This window comes from Bacillus xiapuensis, from assembly GCF_002797355.1.
Classification (GTDB): domain Bacteria; phylum Bacillota; class Bacilli; order Bacillales; family Domibacillaceae; genus Bacillus_CE; species Bacillus_CE xiapuensis.
This window is the reverse complement of the sequence record NZ_KZ454940.1, coordinates 743,634-760,521: the sequence shown is the minus strand read 5'-3', so window position 1 is coordinate 760,521 and position 16,888 is coordinate 743,634. Positions and strand designations below refer to the sequence as shown.

At 46.2% G+C, this 16,888-nt stretch carries 14 protein-coding genes, 1 tRNA gene, 2 rRNA genes, 1 other RNA gene, 1 pseudogene and 1 other annotated feature (1 of these 20 running past the window's edge); of the genes and pseudogenes, 2 read left to right on the top strand and 17 right to left on the bottom strand.

Annotated features, from left to right (window positions below; translation table 11 throughout):
* The 9 genes from CEF20_RS15340 to tadA all read right to left on the bottom strand — a co-directional run.
* Positions 1-902, bottom strand: a 23S ribosomal RNA gene (locus CEF20_RS15340) (it extends 2,032 nt beyond the left edge of the window).
* A gap of 166 nt (positions 903-1,068) precedes the next feature.
* Positions 1,069-2,623: ribosomal RNA gene (locus CEF20_RS15335) — 16S ribosomal RNA — on the bottom strand.
* The 16S and 23S rRNA genes sit together here, the layout of an rRNA operon.
* Before the next feature lie 297 nt (positions 2,624-2,920).
* Positions 2,921-3,184, bottom strand: coding sequence for a pro-sigmaK processing inhibitor BofA family protein (locus tag CEF20_RS15330; RefSeq protein ID WP_232713565.1), 264 nt, complete (start codon positions 3,182-3,184; stop codon positions 2,921-2,923).
* Positions 3,185-3,243: 59 nt separating this feature from the next.
* Positions 3,244-3,462 (bottom strand): YaaL family protein, encoded by a 219-nt coding sequence (locus CEF20_RS15325; RefSeq protein ID WP_100332712.1) that lies wholly within the window; start codon positions 3,460-3,462, stop codon positions 3,244-3,246.
* Between the two features lie 13 nt (positions 3,463-3,475).
* A complete protein-coding gene (gene recR, locus CEF20_RS15320) occupies positions 3,476-4,072 on the bottom strand; it encodes a recombination mediator RecR (RefSeq protein WP_100332711.1) in 597 nt (198 codons plus the stop codon).
* Positions 4,073-4,086: 14 nt separating this feature from the next.
* Entirely contained in the window at positions 4,087-4,401 is a 315-nt protein-coding gene (locus CEF20_RS15315; protein WP_100332710.1) for a YbaB/EbfC family nucleoid-associated protein, read from the bottom strand.
* Positions 4,402-4,420: 19 nt separating this feature from the next.
* Entirely contained in the window at positions 4,421-6,124 is a 1,704-nt protein-coding gene (dnaX, locus tag CEF20_RS15310) for a DNA polymerase III subunit gamma/tau (RefSeq protein WP_100332709.1), read from the bottom strand.
* Positions 6,125-6,248: 124 nt separating this feature from the next.
* An RNA gene (gene ffs, locus CEF20_RS15305) (signal recognition particle sRNA large type) lies at positions 6,249-6,513 on the bottom strand.
* A 108-nt stretch (positions 6,514-6,621) separates the two neighbouring features.
* A complete protein-coding gene (gene tadA / locus CEF20_RS15300) occupies positions 6,622-7,098 on the bottom strand; it encodes a tRNA adenosine(34) deaminase TadA (protein ID WP_408607830.1) in 477 nt (158 codons plus the stop codon).
* Positions 7,099-7,373: 275 nt separating this feature from the next.
* On the opposite strand from tadA, the gene CEF20_RS15295 reads away from it, so the two are divergent.
* A complete protein-coding gene (locus CEF20_RS15295; protein WP_100332707.1) occupies positions 7,374-7,937 on the top strand; it encodes a cysteine hydrolase family protein in 564 nt (187 codons plus the stop codon).
* Between the two features lie 348 nt (positions 7,938-8,285).
* Here the strand turns inward: CEF20_RS15295 and CEF20_RS15290 are convergent.
* The 6 genes from CEF20_RS15290 to guaB form a co-directional block, all read right to left on the bottom strand.
* Positions 8,286-8,378: transfer RNA gene (locus tag CEF20_RS15290), tRNA-Ser, on the bottom strand.
* A gap of 89 nt (positions 8,379-8,467) precedes the next feature.
* A complete protein-coding gene (gene serS, locus CEF20_RS15285) occupies positions 8,468-9,745 on the bottom strand; it encodes a serine--tRNA ligase (protein WP_100332706.1) in 1,278 nt (425 codons plus the stop codon).
* A 46-nt stretch (positions 9,746-9,791) separates the two neighbouring features.
* Positions 9,792-10,004: a binding site (T-box leader), on the bottom strand.
* Between the two features lie 142 nt (positions 10,005-10,146).
* The gene (gene pdxT, locus CEF20_RS15280) at positions 10,147-10,734 is read right to left on the bottom strand and encodes a pyridoxal 5'-phosphate synthase glutaminase subunit PdxT (RefSeq protein ID WP_100332705.1); all 588 of its coding nucleotides are present in this window, start codon (positions 10,732-10,734) and stop codon (positions 10,147-10,149) included.
* A 17-nt stretch (positions 10,735-10,751) separates the two neighbouring features.
* A complete protein-coding gene (gene pdxS, locus CEF20_RS15275) occupies positions 10,752-11,633 on the bottom strand; it encodes a pyridoxal 5'-phosphate synthase lyase subunit PdxS (protein WP_100332704.1) in 882 nt (293 codons plus the stop codon).
* A 159-nt stretch (positions 11,634-11,792) separates the two neighbouring features.
* Entirely contained in the window at positions 11,793-13,142 is a 1,350-nt protein-coding gene (locus CEF20_RS15270) for a serine hydrolase (protein WP_408607822.1), read from the bottom strand.
* A gap of 163 nt (positions 13,143-13,305) precedes the next feature.
* Positions 13,306-14,769, bottom strand: coding sequence for an IMP dehydrogenase (gene guaB, locus CEF20_RS15265; protein WP_100332702.1), 1,464 nt, complete (start codon positions 14,767-14,769; stop codon positions 13,306-13,308).
* Between the two features lie 107 nt (positions 14,770-14,876).
* Here guaB and CEF20_RS15260 point away from each other — a divergent pair, with 107 nt between their 5' ends.
* Positions 14,877-15,836, top strand: coding sequence for a YaaC family protein (locus CEF20_RS15260; protein ID WP_157796315.1), 960 nt, complete (start codon positions 14,877-14,879; stop codon positions 15,834-15,836).
* A gap of 33 nt (positions 15,837-15,869) precedes the next feature.
* On the opposite strand, the gene CEF20_RS15255 is transcribed toward CEF20_RS15260, so the two are convergent.
* The gene (locus tag CEF20_RS15255; protein WP_100332700.1) at positions 15,870-16,346 is read right to left on the bottom strand and encodes a glutathione peroxidase; all 477 of its coding nucleotides are present in this window, start codon (positions 16,344-16,346) and stop codon (positions 15,870-15,872) included.
* Between the two features lie 179 nt (positions 16,347-16,525).
* A pseudogene (locus tag CEF20_RS15250) lies at positions 16,526-16,865 on the bottom strand (hypothetical protein).
* Positions 16,866-16,888: the final 23 nt, after the last annotated feature.

Here is a 16,888-nt window from a genome sequence, read left to right as displayed (position 1 = left end):
CAAGACTCTTCCCTTGAGGCTAGCCCTAAAGCTATTTCGGAGAGAACCAGCTATCTCCAGGTTCGATTGGAATTTCACCGCTACCCACACCTCATCCCCGCACTTTTCAACGTGCGTGGGTTCGGGCCTCCAGTAAGTGTTACCTTACCTTCACCCTGGACATGGGTAGATCACCTGGTTTCGGGTCTGCGACCTCATACTCATTCGCCCTGTTCAGACTCGCTTTCGCTGCGGCTCCGCCTTCTCGGCTTAACCTCGCATGAAATCGCAACTCGCCGGTTCATTCTACAAAAGGCACGCCATCACCCATAAATGGGCTCTGACTACTTGTAGGCACACGGTTTCAGGATCTCTTTCACTCCCCTTCCGGGGTGCTTTTCACCTTTCCCTCACGGTACTGGTTCACTATCGGTCACTAGGGAGTATTTAGCCTTGGGAGATGGTCCTCCCGGATTCCGACGGAATTTCACGTGTTCCGCCGTACTCAGGATCCACTCAGGAGAGAGAGGCATTTCAGCTACAGGATTGTTACCTTCTCTGATGGGCCTTTCCAGACCGCTTCGCTTATGCCGCTCTTTTGTAACTCCATATAGAGTGTCCTACAACCCCAGAAGGCAAGCCTTCTGGTTTGGGCTGTTCCCGTTTCGCTCGCCGCTACTCAGGGAATCGCGTTTGCTTTCTCTTCCTCCAGGTACTGAGATGTTTCAGTTCCCCGGGTGTGCCTTCTCCTGTCCTATGGATTCAGACAGGGATGCTGTTCCATTACGAACAGCGGGTTTCCCCATTCGGAAATCTCCGGATCAAAGCTTACTTACAGCTCCCCGAAGCATATCGGTGTTAGTCCCGTCCTTCATCGGCTCCTAGTGCCAAGGCATCCACCGTGCGCCCTTTCTAACTTAACCTAAAATGGCGATTACTCGGTATTGCTTGGTTACTTTATACGATATTATCCAGTTTTCAAAGAACAATGTTGATCTTTTGAAGGCATTCATCCTTCAAAACTGAACAAAATAAAACGTCACGTTTCGTTGGAGTAAGAACAGCGTTCTTACTTTCCGTTATCCTTAGAAAGGAGGTGATCCAGCCGCACCTTCCGATACGGCTACCTTGTTACGACTTCACCCCAATCATCTGCCCCACCTTAGGCGGCTGGCTCCCGTAAGGGTTACCCCACCGACTTCGGGTGTTGCAAACTCTCGTGGTGTGACGGGCGGTGTGTACAAGGCCCGGGAACGTATTCACCGCGGCATGCTGATCCGCGATTACTAGCGATTCCGGCTTCATGCAGGCGAGTTGCAGCCTGCAATCCGAACTGAGAATGGTTTTATGGGATTGGCTAAACCTCGCGGTCTTGCAGCCCTTTGTACCATCCATTGTAGCACGTGTGTAGCCCAGGTCATAAGGGGCATGATGATTTGACGTCATCCCCACCTTCCTCCGGTTTGTCACCGGCAGTCACCTTAGAGTGCCCAACTGAATGCTGGCAACTAAGATCAAGGGTTGCGCTCGTTGCGGGACTTAACCCAACATCTCACGACACGAGCTGACGACAACCATGCACCACCTGTCACTCTGTCCCCCGAAGGGGAAAGCTCTGTCTCCAGAGCGGTCAGAGGATGTCAAGACCTGGTAAGGTTCTTCGCGTTGCTTCGAATTAAACCACATGCTCCACCGCTTGTGCGGGCCCCCGTCAATTCCTTTGAGTTTCAGCCTTGCGGCCGTACTCCCCAGGCGGAGTGCTTAATGCGTTAGCTGCAGCACTGAAGGGCGGAAACCCTCCAACACTTAGCACTCATCGTTTACGGCGTGGACTACCAGGGTATCTAATCCTGTTCGCTCCCCACGCTTTCGCGCCTCAGCGTCAGTTACAGACCAAAGAGCCGCCTTCGCCACTGGTGTTCCTCCACATCTCTACGCATTTCACCGCTACACGTGGAATTCCGCTCTTCTCTTCTGCACTCAAGTCTTCCAGTTTCCAATGACCCTCCACGGTTGAGCCGTGGGCTTTCACATCAGACTTAAAAGACCGCCTGCGCGCGCTTTACGCCCAATAATTCCGGACAACGCTTGCCACCTACGTATTACCGCGGCTGCTGGCACGTAGTTAGCCGTGGCTTTCTGGTCAGGTACCGTCAAGGTGCCGGCAGTTACTCCGACACTTGTTCTTCCCTGACAACAGAGCTTTACGATCCGAAAACCTTCTTCACTCACGCGGCGTTGCTCCGTCAGACTTTCGTCCATTGCGGAAGATTCCCTACTGCTGCCTCCCGTAGGAGTCTGGGCCGTGTCTCAGTCCCAGTGTGGCCGATCACCCTCTCAGGTCGGCTACGCATCGTCGCCTTGGTGAGCCGTTACCTCACCAACTAGCTAATGCGCCGCGGGTCCATCTGTAAGCGACAGCCGAAGCCGCCTTTCAATCTTCCTTCATGCGAAGAAAGAACTTATCCGGTATTAGCCCCGGTTTCCCGGAGTTATCCCCGTCTTACAGGCAGGTTACCCACGTGTTACTCACCCGTCCGCCGCTGACTCAAGCAGGAGCAAGCTCCCGCTAAGTCCGCTCGACTTGCATGTATTAGGCACGCCGCCAGCGTTCGTCCTGAGCCAGGATCAAACTCTCCGATAAGATTGTTTGCTTAGCTCATAATAATAAATTGAATTAACGTTGACGTTTATTTTGTTCAGTTTTCAATGTTCCATCTGTATCGCTCTCAAGCGACTTTATTATCTTAACATGTTGTTAAATCAAAGTCAACAACTTTTTTAACAGTGTACTAGCTGACTTCTTTTCAGCAACAACGTTATCTAATATACCAACCCTTCACGGAGCAGTCAATGCTTTTTTATTTTTTACTTGATTAAAGTGCGCTTGACATGCGGATAAAAGAATCAAAGCAGCCTGAAACTGCTCAGGCTGCTTTGATCAAATAATCCATAATTGAATGGCCGCCAGCGCAATTACACCGGCTATGCCGAGAATTCCCGCTACGGCAGAGGTGAATAAATTAATAGGCACGTGCAAACCGTATTCGCCGCTAAACGAATTCAGCAAAAAAAGAAAAAAAGCGCCGATGACTGCTTTCATCAAAAACATGCTCACAAGCTTTACCGGCCTAATCGGTGAAGACAGGCTTGCTAATAGACCGACACATAGAATGAAGACGACAAGACCAGCCAAAATATACAACCGTTTCCTCTCCCATTCTAAAAATAAAGTTTGTCCTTTACTAATAGAATATGGGGCTGTTAGTTTTTTATGCTGATATTTCTCTTCTTCACTTCCCGGAATAAAAAGAAATACTTGGCTTCCCGTATTTTCGTTTGAGCTGCCAACTCTTCGTTATGATCAAAGCTAAGCCGCAGAAGTTCTCTATGCTGAAACCATTCTTGTCTTGTATGTTCAAGAAGCTGTATTAACCGTTCATCGCATTCAGCCTTCAGCTTGTTTCTTTTGCGAAAAAACATGACGATCTCCTTCCTATACTTCTCTTCTGCCTTCTAACGCCTTAGACAAGGTGACTTCATCTGCGTATTCGAGATCGCCGCCGACAGGCAGACCATGGGCGATGCGCGTCACACGAATGCCAGTCGGCTTGAGCAGACGCGAAATGTACATAGCTGTTGCTTCCCCTTCAATATTAGGGTTGGTCGCAAGAATCACTTCATGAATGGTTTCATCCTGAAGTCTTTTTAATAGATCAGGCACATTAATATCTTCCGGGCCAATCCCTTCCATTGGAGAAATCGCCCCTTGAAGGACATGATAGAGACCGTTGTATTCTTTCATTTTCTCCATAGCGATGACATCCTTCGTATCTTGCACTACACAAATCACACTGCGGTCGCGGCGCTCATCCTCGCAAATGGAGCACGGATCCTGATCGGTGATATGGCCGCAGACGGAGCAATAGCCCAGATCCCGCTTTGCATTCACTAGGGACTTAGCGAAATCCAGCACATCTTCTTCTTTCATATCAAGAACAAAAAAGGCCAGACGAGCCGCTGTTTTAGGCCCGATGCCTGGCAACTTCATAAAACTGTCAATCAGCTTTGTGATCGGTTCAGGATAGTACATCTGTTATACACCTCCTAGAAAGGAAGGTTCATTCCTTTGGTAAATTGGCCCATCGTTGAGTTGGTTTCTTCATCCACCTTTTTCAGGGCGTCATTCGTTGCCGCAAGAACCAAATCTTGCAGCATTTCCACGTCCTCGGGATCAACCACCTCTTCGTTAATTTGCACGTCAAGCACTTGTTTTTGACCGGACATTACAACGGTCACCATACCGCCGCCGGCTGTTCCCTCAAATTGCTTGGCTGCCAGCTGCTCTTGCGCCTCCGCCATTTTCTTTTGCATCTTTTGCATTTGCTTCATCATGTTCTGCATATTTCCCATTCCACGCATCTTTTCATCCTCCAAATAATTAATCTTTAATTTCGATCAGATCTTCCCCGACAAGCTTCACTGCTTCAGAAACAACTAGATCCTCTTCCCGCTGTTCCGGCTGTTCCGGCTGATCCTGAAAATCCGTCTTGTGCGACTGAATAAAATGCTGTCTGATGGATCGCCAATCATCTTCCGGAACGCCGATGGGCTGATACAGGTTCCCCGTCAGCCGCTGAATAGCGGAAGCGATGGATTCCATAAACAGCTGATTATCAGTAGCCATCTGACAATGTATCTCGTATTTAAATTTTAACACGAAGGCATCAGCGGAAGCAGCTACCGGCTCCGCATCATTTAATAAAGCGGCTTGTGACCGCATTTGCCGCTCATGAAACTCTTGCAGCATATCCCCCCATCGACTTTTAATGAGTTGGATGTCCTGCTTGGTTGCTTCAGCCAGCACCTTTTCGATTTTGGCAACCGGCGCCTTGAAGTCTCTGCTAGACCGCTTGCTTCGTCTGGAAGAAGGAGCAGCATCCGCAGCTTTATTCACTGCCTGAGCCGGCTGGCTTCGAAGCTTCTGCACCTCTTTTTCAAGCGCTTGTATTCTCTCCATCAGCGGTTCAATATTTGGAAGATGCGCCGCTTGCACCGGCGCTTCAGCTTGGCAAAGCTTCACTAATGCCACTTCTAAATAAATGCGCGCGTGATTAGAGAACCTCATCTCTTGCTGTGTCTGATTTAAAATATGGATGTGTTTGTAAATTTGTTCTAATTCCATATTCTCAGCTAAACGAGCAAACTCTTCATCCACCAGCACCCGCTCCAGTGATTCCTCAAGCTGAGGCGCTGTTTTGTAAAGCAGCATATCTCGAAAATATAAAACGAAATCCTCCGCGAACCTGCTGGGATCCTTCCCTTGCATAAGCAGCTGGTCAAGAATGGCAAGCGCTTTTGCCGCATTTTTGTCAAGAACGGCTTTCCCCAGCTGATTAAGCAGCTCTTGGCCGACAGCTCCTGTAACCGTGAGCGCGTCTTCTTCCGTCAGCTCATCGCGGCTGTATGAAATGGCTTGATCAAGCAGGCTGAGCGCATCACGCATGCCTCCTTCCGCCGCTCGGGCAATAATCGGCAGCACTTTCTCTTCATAAGACAATCCGCTTTCATCAACGATTTGTTTCATTCTTCCCACAATGGCTTTTGACGTGATTCGTTTGAAGTCAAAACGCTGACATCTGGAAATGATAGTGAGCGGGATCTTGTGTGGTTCTGTTGTAGCTAATATAAACAGAACGTGCTGCGGGGGTTCCTCAAGCGTCTTCAAGAGGGCGTTAAATGCTCCGATCGAAAGCATATGAACCTCGTCAATGATGTATACCTTATATTTGACTGCACTCGGTGCATACTTCACTTTATCACGAATGTCCCTGATTTCGTCCACACCGTTATTGGAAGCCGCGTCAATTTCAATCACATCTTGAATCGAGCCATCCGTTATGCCCTGGCAAGCTGGGCATTGATTGCAGGGCTCTGCTGTCGGAGCCAGCTCACAGTTAACGGCTTTTGCCAAGATTTTTGCAGCGCTCGTTTTCCCTGTTCCCCTGGGACCAGAAAACAAATAAGCATGCGAAATTTTTTGTTGAAGGAGGGCATTTTGCAATGTTTTGGTGACGTGCTCCTGGCCGACTACATCCATAAAGTTTTGCGGCCGCCACACGCGATATAATGCCTGATAACTCATTTTCCCCCTCCTTTTTGTCGCATTGATGTTTATTTGTATTATACCTTATTAAAAATTACTTTTACAAAGCAAACACAAAAAAACTCATCCAAACGGATGAGCATTCGTCATTAGTATATAACTGCCGTGCACCTTCCGTCGACAGCCAACCATAAGCGTTACTTAAGCAGTTAGCTCGATCCAGGCTGCCCCGCGGCACATGAGAGAGTCCACTTAATGCTGCTTCCTTCCGGACCTGACATGGTTCATGGGTTCCCATTGCGCAGGACCCGGATGTCAACACCACTTACTTAAGGCAGACCCTACAGTATGGCAGCCTCGGGAAGGGATTCAGTCCCACTAGAGCGGATTGTGGGTGCAGGGCACCGCTACCTCCCCACCTAGCACGGCAAAATTGATACCACTATGAAATTGTGTCTGATGATTAAATCTGACACAGATCATATTATACAACCTTTGATATTAAAAAGCAACCTCTAGTCATTTTCTTGCGGCTCCTACGCTTTCTTTTCCGCTTTCTTCCGCCTTCTCAACTCTCGAAAAAAGTCTGTTAATATTTGGCCGCATTCTTGTGCCAGCACGCCGGATACCACTTGGCTCTGATGATTAAAGCGGCTGTCTTCAAGCAAGTTCATCAGCGTACCGGCACAGCCGGCTTTTGGGTCTTTCGCTCCGTAAACCACGCGCGCCACCCGGGATAAAATAATGGCGCCGCTGCACATAGGACACGGTTCTAACGTAACATAGAGCTCCGCCTTTTCAAGCCTCCACGTCCCTAACTTCTCACAGGCCTGTTCAATCGCCAGCATTTCAGCATGCGCAGCCGCCTTTTGAGTTGTCTCCCTCAAATTGAAGGCTGAAGAAATCACTTCTCCTTCATAGACTATTACTGCGCCAATCGGCACTTCACCTAATTCACCTGCTTTTCTCGCCTCCGCCAGAGCGAGGCGCATATAAAATTCATCGTTTTTTATCACATTTCATGCTCCTTTAATGAAATTGCGGGTAAAAATAATATGAACCTTTAAACAGCAGGGTTTTCATTCATCTCCGCTGCTGAAGGCTGCCATCGCAAAACATCCCGCTGCGGCGCCTTTGTCACCTGCATCGTGCAGGCCTGAGCGGATCAGGCCTATAGCTGGCGTGATCTCCTGCTTAGGCTTTTGCTTCCCGTCTCCATTCTGAAAGAGGGAGATAAAGGCAGCTTACATGCGGGATAAAAGATACTGACCAAGGAGGCTTTCACAAAATGAAAAAAAGAAAGAATCGATACGCCTTATTAATGATTGATTTTATCAATGATTTTAACTTTCCAAAAGGAGATCTGTTAGCTCGGCATACAGCAGCTATTTGTCCTTCTCTTATTAAATTAAAGAGTTTTTGCCGGCGGAAGGGAATTCCCATTATTTATGTCAATGATCACTACGGTATTTGGAAAGCCGACTTAGAGGAAATTATTGAATACACTCAAAATGAGCGCAGCGCCTATATTATACAACAATTGAAACCGGCTCAAGAAGATTATTTCTTAATCAAACCAAAGCACTCCGCTTTTTACGGCACTGGCTTGCATACACTGCTTAATGAATTGGGAGCTGATACCCTAATTATAACCGGTATAGCAGGGAATATTTGCGTATTTTTCACAGCTAACGATGCCTATATGCGCGAGTATCAGCTATATATTCCTGAAGACGGAATTGCTTCCGAAACCGAAAAGGAGAATCAATACGCCCTGCATATGATGAGGAATATTCTCAATGCGCAAACAGAAACAATTGAAAGATTTATAGAAAGCGATCCAGAAGGATGATTCCCTTTTGCTGTCTGCAAGTTCAAAATTCACTCAAAAGCAAACCTCTCCTTCAAAACGCGCAGAATTTATGAAAGACCTTCCTCCCGATGATGAAGGTAAACCTCCAAACAGCAAGGTTTCCTTTCACGTCCGCTGCAGAAAAGAAAACGCTGCAGCGCCCTTGTCAAGGCCCGAACGGATCGGGGATTAAAACGGCGTGATGATTTCTCACTTGGACCTTTACTTCCCCTTTCTTCTTAAAGAGAAGTCTGTCAGCATCTTGCAGCAGCGCAGACAGAAAAAATCCGCTGCCCGAAAGCAACGGATTTGTAATCTCCAATTTATATGCGCTTGTTAAATCAAAAATGGAGGAGGAAGGGGGATTCGAACCCCCGCGCGGTTTGACCCGCCTGTCGGTTTTCAAGACCGATCCCTTCAGCCAGACTTGGGTATTCCTCCGTATCGACAAAAATTAATTTATCACAATGCACATTATTCTGTCAAGATTGTTTCATTAAAAAGGAGAGAAAAATCTCTCTCCTTTTTAATCATTTTGAAATCTTTTCTTTTCCGCCTATATAAGGTCTCAGCACCTCTGGAATTATAACGCTGCCGTCCTCCTGCTGATAATTCTCCAAAATAGCAGCCACTGTCCGGCCGATGGCTAATCCGGATCCATTCAATGTATGAACATGTTCCGGCTTGCCTTTTTTCTCCCGGCGAAAACGAATATTTGACCGGCGCGCCTGGAAATCCTCGAAGTTGCTGCAAGAGGAAATTTCCCGATAGGTGCCGTAGCTTGGGAGCCAAACTTCAATATCATATTTTTTAGCAGCTGTGAAACCAAGATCTCCGGTGCACATACTCATCACCCGATACGGCAGTCCCAACAATTGCAGCACCTTCTCCGCATGTCCGGTCAGCTTTTCAAGTTCTTGATAAGAATCTTCCGGTTTCACAAAGCGGACAAGCTCCACCTTATTAAACTGGTGCAGGCGAATCAATCCCCGTGTATCGCGGCCGGCTGACCCAGCTTCTGAGCGGAAACATGCGCTGTATGCTGCGTAAGCTAGCGGAAGCTGTTCAGCATCCAAAATTTCATCACGATGGTAGTTCGTAACAGGCACTTCTGCGGTAGGGATTAAGAAATAATCTTCTTCTTCAATTAAAAAAGCATCTTCTTCAAACTTCGGAAGCTGTCCTGTCCCCGTCATGCTTGCCCGATTTACCATATACGGAGGCAGCATTTCTTCATATCCATGCTCCTCTGAATGCAGATCAAGCATAAAGCTGATTAAGGCTCGCTCAAGCTTCGCTCCCATTCCTTTATAAAAAACAAAGCGGCTTCCAGTCACTTTTCCGGCGCGTTCGAAATCAAGGATATCCAATTCATCCGCTACATCCCAGTGCGGCTTCGCCTCAAAATCAAATTGTGGCACCGTTCCCCACTTACGAACTTCCACATTGTCATCTTCCGTTTCGCCAACCGGAACGCTTTCATGAGGAATATTCGGAATCGTCAGCAGCAAGGCATCCAAATCGCCTTCCACCTGTTTAAGCTCGCCATCAAGCTCTTTAATGCGGTCACCGACCACTCGCATCTCCTTGATTAATTCATCGGCATTTTGCTTTTCGCGCTTTAATTGCGCCACCTGCTGAGATACGCTGTTACGCTTGCTTTTCAGCTCTTCCGCTTGTGTCAGCAGCTCCCGGCGTCTTTTGTCCAGCTTCTCAAAATGATCAAATGCGGATAAATCTTCACCGCGATGCTGCAAGCGCTGCTTTACCTCTTCAAAATGCGTGCGTAAATACTTAATATCTAACATTTTGTACTCCTCCTTTTATTTTTTCAATAAAAAAACCCGTCCCTCTAAAAGGGACGAGTTATACCCGCGCTGCCACCCTAGTTGAAAGCATAGTGCTCTCCACTCGAAAAAATAACGGTTTCTGCCGTAAATGCCTACTTTCACTTATTCAGCATTTCACTCGAGGACGGATTCACAAGCGCCTTTCACCGGTTTCCACCAACCACCGGCTCTCTGAAGAACGGACAAACTTGCTACTGCTTCCTCTCATCGATTTCCTTATAACGTTGACTCTTACAATGTACTATATTCATGTGCGGGCTGCAAGTGCCGGTTCAAAAATCAGTTCATCCCATAGCGGGACTTCTTTTTTAGAATCCATAAGCGGGCACGAAACAGGGAAGACTTTCATACTCGCTGTCTCATATGCCCACACCTTTAGATTGTTTCACCATTTCTGTGAAATAACGGGTGATGCGGTGGTCATCGGTCAATTCCGGGTGAAAAGAGCAGCCTAAGAAGTTTCGGTCTTTAGCCGCTACGATTCTGCCATCACACTCAGCCAAAACTTCTGTTTCCGGTCCCACGGAGACGATATGCGGCGCCCGTATAAATACTGCTGTGTAAGTTTCCGCGATTCCTTTGATAGCCAGCTCAGCTTCGAAGCTTTCCTTCTGGCGCCCGAAGGAGTTCCGCTCCACCGTAATGTCCATTAAGCCAACATGCGGCTCATCATAGCCGACGATTTCCTTAGCCAGCATAATCAGCCCTGCGCAAGTGCCGAACATCGGCTTTCCTTGGCGGCCAAATTCTCGAAGCGGCTCCATAAATCCGTATAAATCAGCCAGCCGGCGCATCGTAGTGCTTTCTCCGCCCGGAAGAATCAAGCCGTCTACTTCATTTAACTGTTCAGCTTTTTTTATAACGACCGCTTCCGCATCAGATGCTTCAATCGATCGCACATGCTCACGAACCGCTCCTTGCAGACCTAGCACTCCGATTCTGATCATTTGGGTCGCTCCTTTTCTTACCAGCCGCGGTCTTGCATGCGCTGTTCTGGTGCAAGCGCAGAAATTTCAAGACCTTTCATGGCTGTGCCGAGATCTTTGGAGAGCTCAGCAATTAATGGATAGTCCTGATAGTGCGTAGTTGCTTCGACAATAGCCCGTGCAAATTTAGCCGGGTTTTCCGATTTAAAAATGCCTGATCCGACGAACACACCGTCCGCGCCAAGCTGCATCATTAGCGCCGCATCCGCTGGAGTTGCTACTCCGCCTGCAGCGAAGTTTACAACCGGAAGACGTCCTTCCTTTTTAATTTGCAGAAGAACGTCAAACGGAGCACCCAGCACTTTTGCTTCTGTCATCAGTTCGTCCTCGTTCATATGAACGACTTTGCGTACCTGCGCATTCACTTTACGCATGTGGCGAACAGCTTCCACAATATTTCCCGTGCCCGGTTCACCTTTTGTTCTTAGCATTGAAGCACCTTCTCCGATGCGGCGGGCTGCTTCACCAAGATCACGGCATCCGCATACAAACGGAACGGTAAATTCACTTTTCAGCAAATGAAACTCTTCATCTGCCGGTGTCAGCACTTCGCTCTCATCGATATAGTCCACTCCCATCGCTTCTAAGACACGAGCTTCTACGATGTGACCAATTCGCGCTTTAGCCATGACCGGAATGGTTACCGCGTTCATCACCTCTTCGATAATGCGCGGATCAGCCATGCGGGCAACCCCGCCAGCAGCGCGGATATCAGAAGGGACTCTCTCAAGCGCCATGACCGCCACAGCGCCCGCTTGTTCCGCTATTTTCGCTTGCTCAGCGTTGACGACATCCATGATAACGCCGCCCTTTTGCATTTCTGCCATTCCGCGTTTTACACGCTCTGTACCTGTGTTCATGTTATATTCCCCCTGCCTTCTTCTTAATATGTATTCCTTATAAAAATAAAACGGTTCACTGCAATGAAAATTCTCATTAATCTAAACATTTTATTTTTTGCTTAAATATTAATAAACACGAAAAATCACCTTCTGTCAAGATCAGAAGGTGATTTTTCATTAAAACCAACCAGTTACGATATCCACGATGCTGTGCCACACATTAGCAAAGAAACCGCCGACCGCTCTCATAGATTGGACAAACCAATTGGCTTTTTCCACTTTTTCTGTTGTTACAACCGGTACTTTTGCTTGCTTTTCTTCCTCGGAGGTGACGTATTTAACAGGTGAACCGCCTTTCATGCTCACCGATATAAAACCAACCACTTCCCCTTTTTTTACGGGTGCTTCAATTTCTTTATCTTTATTAAAAGACGAATTTTTCGGTTCAAAAACAGTTTTAAAGTTCGGGTTTTCTCCCTTCTTGACATATATCTTATAAGGGCTTTGCGCGCGGACAGCGACTTCTTTTTCTTTGCCTTTGCTCACTTTTACTGTTTTCTGTCCCTTGACTTGGTAACCCTTCTTAAAGACTTCCTTTTGTTCAAACTGGTTGAATCCATAATCAAGCAGTTTTTTCGTTTCAGTAAAACGGGCGGTGTGACTGCTTTTGCCGCCGGCGTCCTTTGCGTTCATCACGACAGAGATCAACTTCCGGCCGTCACGCTCTGCTGTCCCGGTAAAACAAGAACCGGCGAAATCAGTTGTCCCCGTTTTTAGTCCAGTCATCCCTTTGTATCCAAACACAAGAGAAGGAAGCATCCAATTCCAATTCTTCATTTCTGTACCTTCCCGGAAAGTTTTGGATGGAATGCTGCTCGTCTCCAATACCTCCGGATAATCTTCTAACAGCTCATACGCGAGCTTAGCCGTTGCCCGCGCAGACAAAATATTCTCATCCTTTGGCGTGCCCGACTTCGGATGCATGCCTTTTAGATCACTGTTGCTAAGTCCGGAAGCATTGACAAATTTGTAGTCTTTTAAACCGAGCTCTTTCGCTTTTCGGTTCATTAATTTCACAAACTCTTCTTCTGAACCGGCAACCGTCTCGGCGATGCCGATCGCAGCTGCGTTCGCCGAATAAATCGCCATCGCTTCGTATAATTCCCGAATATTATACTTTTTACCTAACTGAAGCGGAACATTCGACAAGCTGTTATCTTGAGAAATTTTATAAGCATAGTCAGATACCGTATATTCTTGATCCCAAGATACTTTCTTCTCCTTCACTGCTTCCAGCAGCAAATACTCTGTCATCATTTTCGTCATACTGGCAATGCCAAGCATTTTATCAGCGTTTTGCTCGAATAATACTTGACCGCTGTCGGCATCGATCAAAATGGCTGCACCCGCATTCACTTTCATCGTTTCAGCTGCCTGCACACTAGAGGCCGGCAGCCATAAACCAGCAATTAAAAGCAGGCTGAGCATGATCATACCGTATTTTTTTTTCACTTTTTTTCTCATCACAAACCCTCCATCTCTATCCCACTTTCGTTATTGTATCATAACTAAGTTTTATAAATATAGACGAGAATGGGACTAGCTGATTCCAATTTTTTGGAGGGATTTGTAAGTAAAAAAGGCTGGATAAGAAAAGAGGTCTTTTCTTATCCAGCCTTTATCCGTTTCCTTACAATGAATAGTTAGGTGCTTCCTTCGTAATTTGCACATCATGCGGGTGACTTTCTCTCAAACCAGCACCCGTCATGCGGATGAACTGCGCTTTTTCACGAAGTTCCGTTATATCCTTCGTTCCGCAATATCCCATGCCTGAACGCAGACCGCCGACTAATTGATACAAGGTATCCGCAATCGGTCCTTTGTATGGAATGCGTCCCTCGATACCTTCCGGAACAAACTTCTTAGCATCTTCTTGGAAATAACGATCCTTTGAGCCTTTTTCCATGGCGCCAACGGAACCCATTCCGCGGTAAACCTTAAAGCGTCTGCCTTGGTAAATTTCTGTCTCTCCAGGACTTTCTGTTGTTCCTGCCAGCAAGCTGCCGAGCATCACAGCATGTCCGCCAGCAGCGAGAGCCTTCACGACGTCACCAGAGTATTTAATACCTCCATCCGCAATGATCGCTTTTCCATGCTTGCGGGCTTCCGTAGCGCAATCATAAATGGCCGTAATTTGCGGCACACCGACGCCCGCTACTACACGAGTGGTACAAATAGAACCAGGTCCAATTCCGACTTTAACAATGTCCGCTCCAGCCTCATACAGTGCTTTTGTGGCTTCCGCTGTTGCTACGTTGCCAGCGATAATATTCAGCTTAGGGTAAGCCGCTCTAATTTCTTTAACCGTATCAATAACACCGCGGGAATGACCGTGTGCAGTATCGACCACAATCACATCTACGTTTGCTTTTACGAGCATTTCCACACGCTTCATCATGTCTTTCGTTACGCCTACAGCAGCCCCCACTAATAGCCTACCTTGGCTGTCTTTAGCGGAATTAGGAAATTCAATCACCTTCTCAATATCTTTAATGGTGATTAAGCCTTGAAGCACACCTTGATTATCAACCAGTGGAAGCTTTTCAATTTTATACTTTTGAAGAATTTTTTCCGCTTCTTCTAGTGTTGTTCCGACTGGAGCTGTTACAAGATTTTCCCGCGTCATGACATCCTTAATAAGGATGGAGTAATCTTGAATGAAACGCAAATCCCGGTTTGTTAAAATCCCTACAAGCTTACGTTCCTCTTCGTTGTTTACAATCGGAACCCCGGAGATGCGGTATTTGCCCATTAAATGCTCCGCATCAAATACTTGATGATCGGGCGTTAAGAAGAATGGATCCGTGATCACGCCGCTTTCGGAGCGCTTGACTTTGTCCACTTGCTCAGCTTGCTGTTCAATGCTCATATTCTTATGAATAATTCCAAGCCCGCCTTGGCGCGCCATGCCGATGGCCATTTCCGCTTCCGTAACGGTGTCCATGCCGGCGCTGATGATCGGAATGTTTAATTTAAGTGTAGCTGTCAAGGTTGTTTGCAAGCTTACGTCTTTTGGAAGAACTTCGGATCTAGCAGGTACTAATAGGACATCATCAAAAGTTAAGCCCTCTTTTGAAAATTTATTTTCCCACATATTTTAAGCCTCCTGGTCGAAAATATTATTAGTAGGTTATCAATTGGGTATAATACTGTCAAGATGCCGTATATATGTTTGATTTTTTAGAAAATTCGGAGGTTGTTATGTTTGATCATTTTCCTTTGCCCAAAGACCCGCTGTTAACTTATCAAAGCGCGTCAAAATCTCGAGCCTTTTTGCTTGCCCGCTACAGTGCTTTAAACATAGATCATGCAGATCAAGCCGCTTATGATAACTGCTACCGCTTTATGTATTATCTCGAACATGGGGAATTATTTTTTAAACAGGCTCAGCAAACGGCTCTCGCCATACAGCCCGTTCTGGCTTTTTACGGACTGAGCCATTTAATCAAAGCTTGTCTGCTAACGGTTGACCCTTACTATCCTTCGAGCGTTCATGTCCTCGCTCACGGACTGTCTTCCCGAAAACGAAAAAAACAAAATTACCATTTTTTTGAGGATGATGTCAAAGTTCAACGAAAGGGGCTCTTCACTCATTTTAGCGAGAAATTGTTTCACGTGAAACATGCAGAAGGAACAAAATTAAATATGAGAGCCCTTTTAGTGCAGCTCCCAGAATTATATCACCTTTTTATTAGCCATTTCGGTTCTTCGCCTTTACTTCCTTTAAAAGCAAGTAAGCCTTCCGTATATTATTTGCCTCATCAAATTTTAGACGACTATAAAATGACTGGAAACCGTCTAGCCAACTATTTAAAAGAAAAAACAAACGAGCAATTGCGGATTGTTTCAACTCAGCCAAACTATTTATTATTGCAAATGCCGCCTAAACGGGCCATTGCTCCCTGCCGATGTCATTTATTTGAGCAGCAATGGTATTTTTCCCGCTGCAAAACAAACGAAGCTTTCTTTCCAGAACTAATGATTTATTATGCTTTACTTTACAATTTAAGCATGATCGCCCGCTATGAAACAGAATGGTGGTATGAATTAATAAAGATGACACCCGGGGAAGAATTTCCTTTTATTAAACAATTTTTATCCCTTTGTATTCAAAAGTCTGCTTTATTAATTGCAGAAGTGTTAAAAACAGAGCAAGCATAAACACGCTTCTAAACGGAGGAAGCGCTGGCTTACTTACCATAATTTTTGAATATCTTTTTCGATTTTGAAAGGGGGAGTCTGGGGCGCATAGCGAGCTATTACCTGTCCGTTCCGGTCTATCAAAAACTTGGTGAAATTCCATTTAATACTTGGGGTAATAAGGCCTGGCTGCTGCTTTGTTAAATAATTAAACAACGGGCTGGCTCCGCTGCCTTTAACCTTTACTTTTGCAAACATCGGAAACGTGACACCATAGTTCATTTGACAAAATTCGATGATCTCTTTGTTTTCCGCAAGCTCTTGATTCATAAATTGGCCGCACGGAAATCCGAGCACCACAAATCCCTTTTCCTGATATTTCTCATAAAGCTTTTGAAGCTCTTGAAATTGAGGAGTGAATCCGCACTTGCTCGCCGTATTGACGATAAGTAATACGTTTTCTTTGTAAGCGGAGAGAGAGATCGTTTCACCGTTTGCTTTTTTCACACAAATATCATAGAGCGAGTTCATTGAAACGCCTCCTTCATTTACAGCTAATTATCCTTTTGAAAATCTAGTGGACTCCCCGCCGCAAAACTATGTAGTCCTGAATTGCAAAATACAGCTGGCATCTTTCTCAGTTAGAAGCGGGAGAGTTCTTTCCGACCTGCGGAGGGAGATTAAAATTTGTTTTATCTTTTGCCAACCAATCATTCACTATCCTGTTCTCGAAGACGCTTGCGAATGTCTGCGGCAATATTTGTAGGATTATCTATCTCAAAAACCACATAATTGTGCTTTTCATGACCATCCAATTCGAATATTACCATAGGTACGTTGAAAGAAAATACCATTCATTCGTATAATTAGAGGAGAGATGGTGGTTCCAGGCATCCGAAGCGCCCATTGGGAGGCCTTAAAATCATCAACATACACCCTTTTAATCGTGCTATAAGGTATGTTTAAGCTGAGCTTTAAGGCCAAAAGCACGGTTGTTCCATTCAGCTTTAAAATCACATTTTCATGATCCAACTGCACCTCTCTCGCCATGCTTTTATCCCCCTAATGCTCTC

Coding starts and splice junctions, on each gene's coding strand:
- CEF20_RS15325 (WP_100332712.1), bottom strand. CDS start 3,462: ATGTTTTTTCGCAAAAGAAACAAGCTGAAGGCTGAATGCGATGAACGG.
- recR (WP_100332711.1), bottom strand. CDS start 4,072: ATGTACTATCCTGAACCGATCACAAAGCTGATTGACAGTTTTATGAAG.
- CEF20_RS15315 (WP_100332710.1), bottom strand. CDS start 4,401: ATGCGTGGAATGGGAAATATGCAGAACATGATGAAGCAAATGCAAAAG.
- dnaX (WP_100332709.1), bottom strand. CDS start 6,124: ATGAGTTATCAGGCATTATATCGCGTGTGGCGGCCGCAAAACTTTATG.
- CEF20_RS15295 (WP_100332707.1), top strand. CDS start 7,374: ATGAAAAAAAGAAAGAATCGATACGCCTTATTAATGATTGATTTTATC.
- serS (WP_100332706.1), bottom strand. CDS start 9,745: ATGTTAGATATTAAGTATTTACGCACGCATTTTGAAGAGGTAAAGCAG.
- pdxT (WP_100332705.1), bottom strand. CDS start 10,734: ATGATCAGAATCGGAGTGCTAGGTCTGCAAGGAGCGGTTCGTGAGCAT.
- pdxS (WP_100332704.1), bottom strand. CDS start 11,633: ATGAACACAGGTACAGAGCGTGTAAAACGCGGAATGGCAGAAATGCAA.
- guaB (WP_100332702.1), bottom strand. CDS start 14,769: ATGTGGGAAAATAAATTTTCAAAAGAGGGCTTAACTTTTGATGATGTC.
- CEF20_RS15260 (WP_157796315.1), top strand. CDS start 14,877: ATGTTTGATCATTTTCCTTTGCCCAAAGACCCGCTGTTAACTTATCAA.
- CEF20_RS15255 (WP_100332700.1), bottom strand. CDS start 16,346: ATGAACTCGCTCTATGATATTTGTGTGAAAAAAGCAAACGGTGAAACG.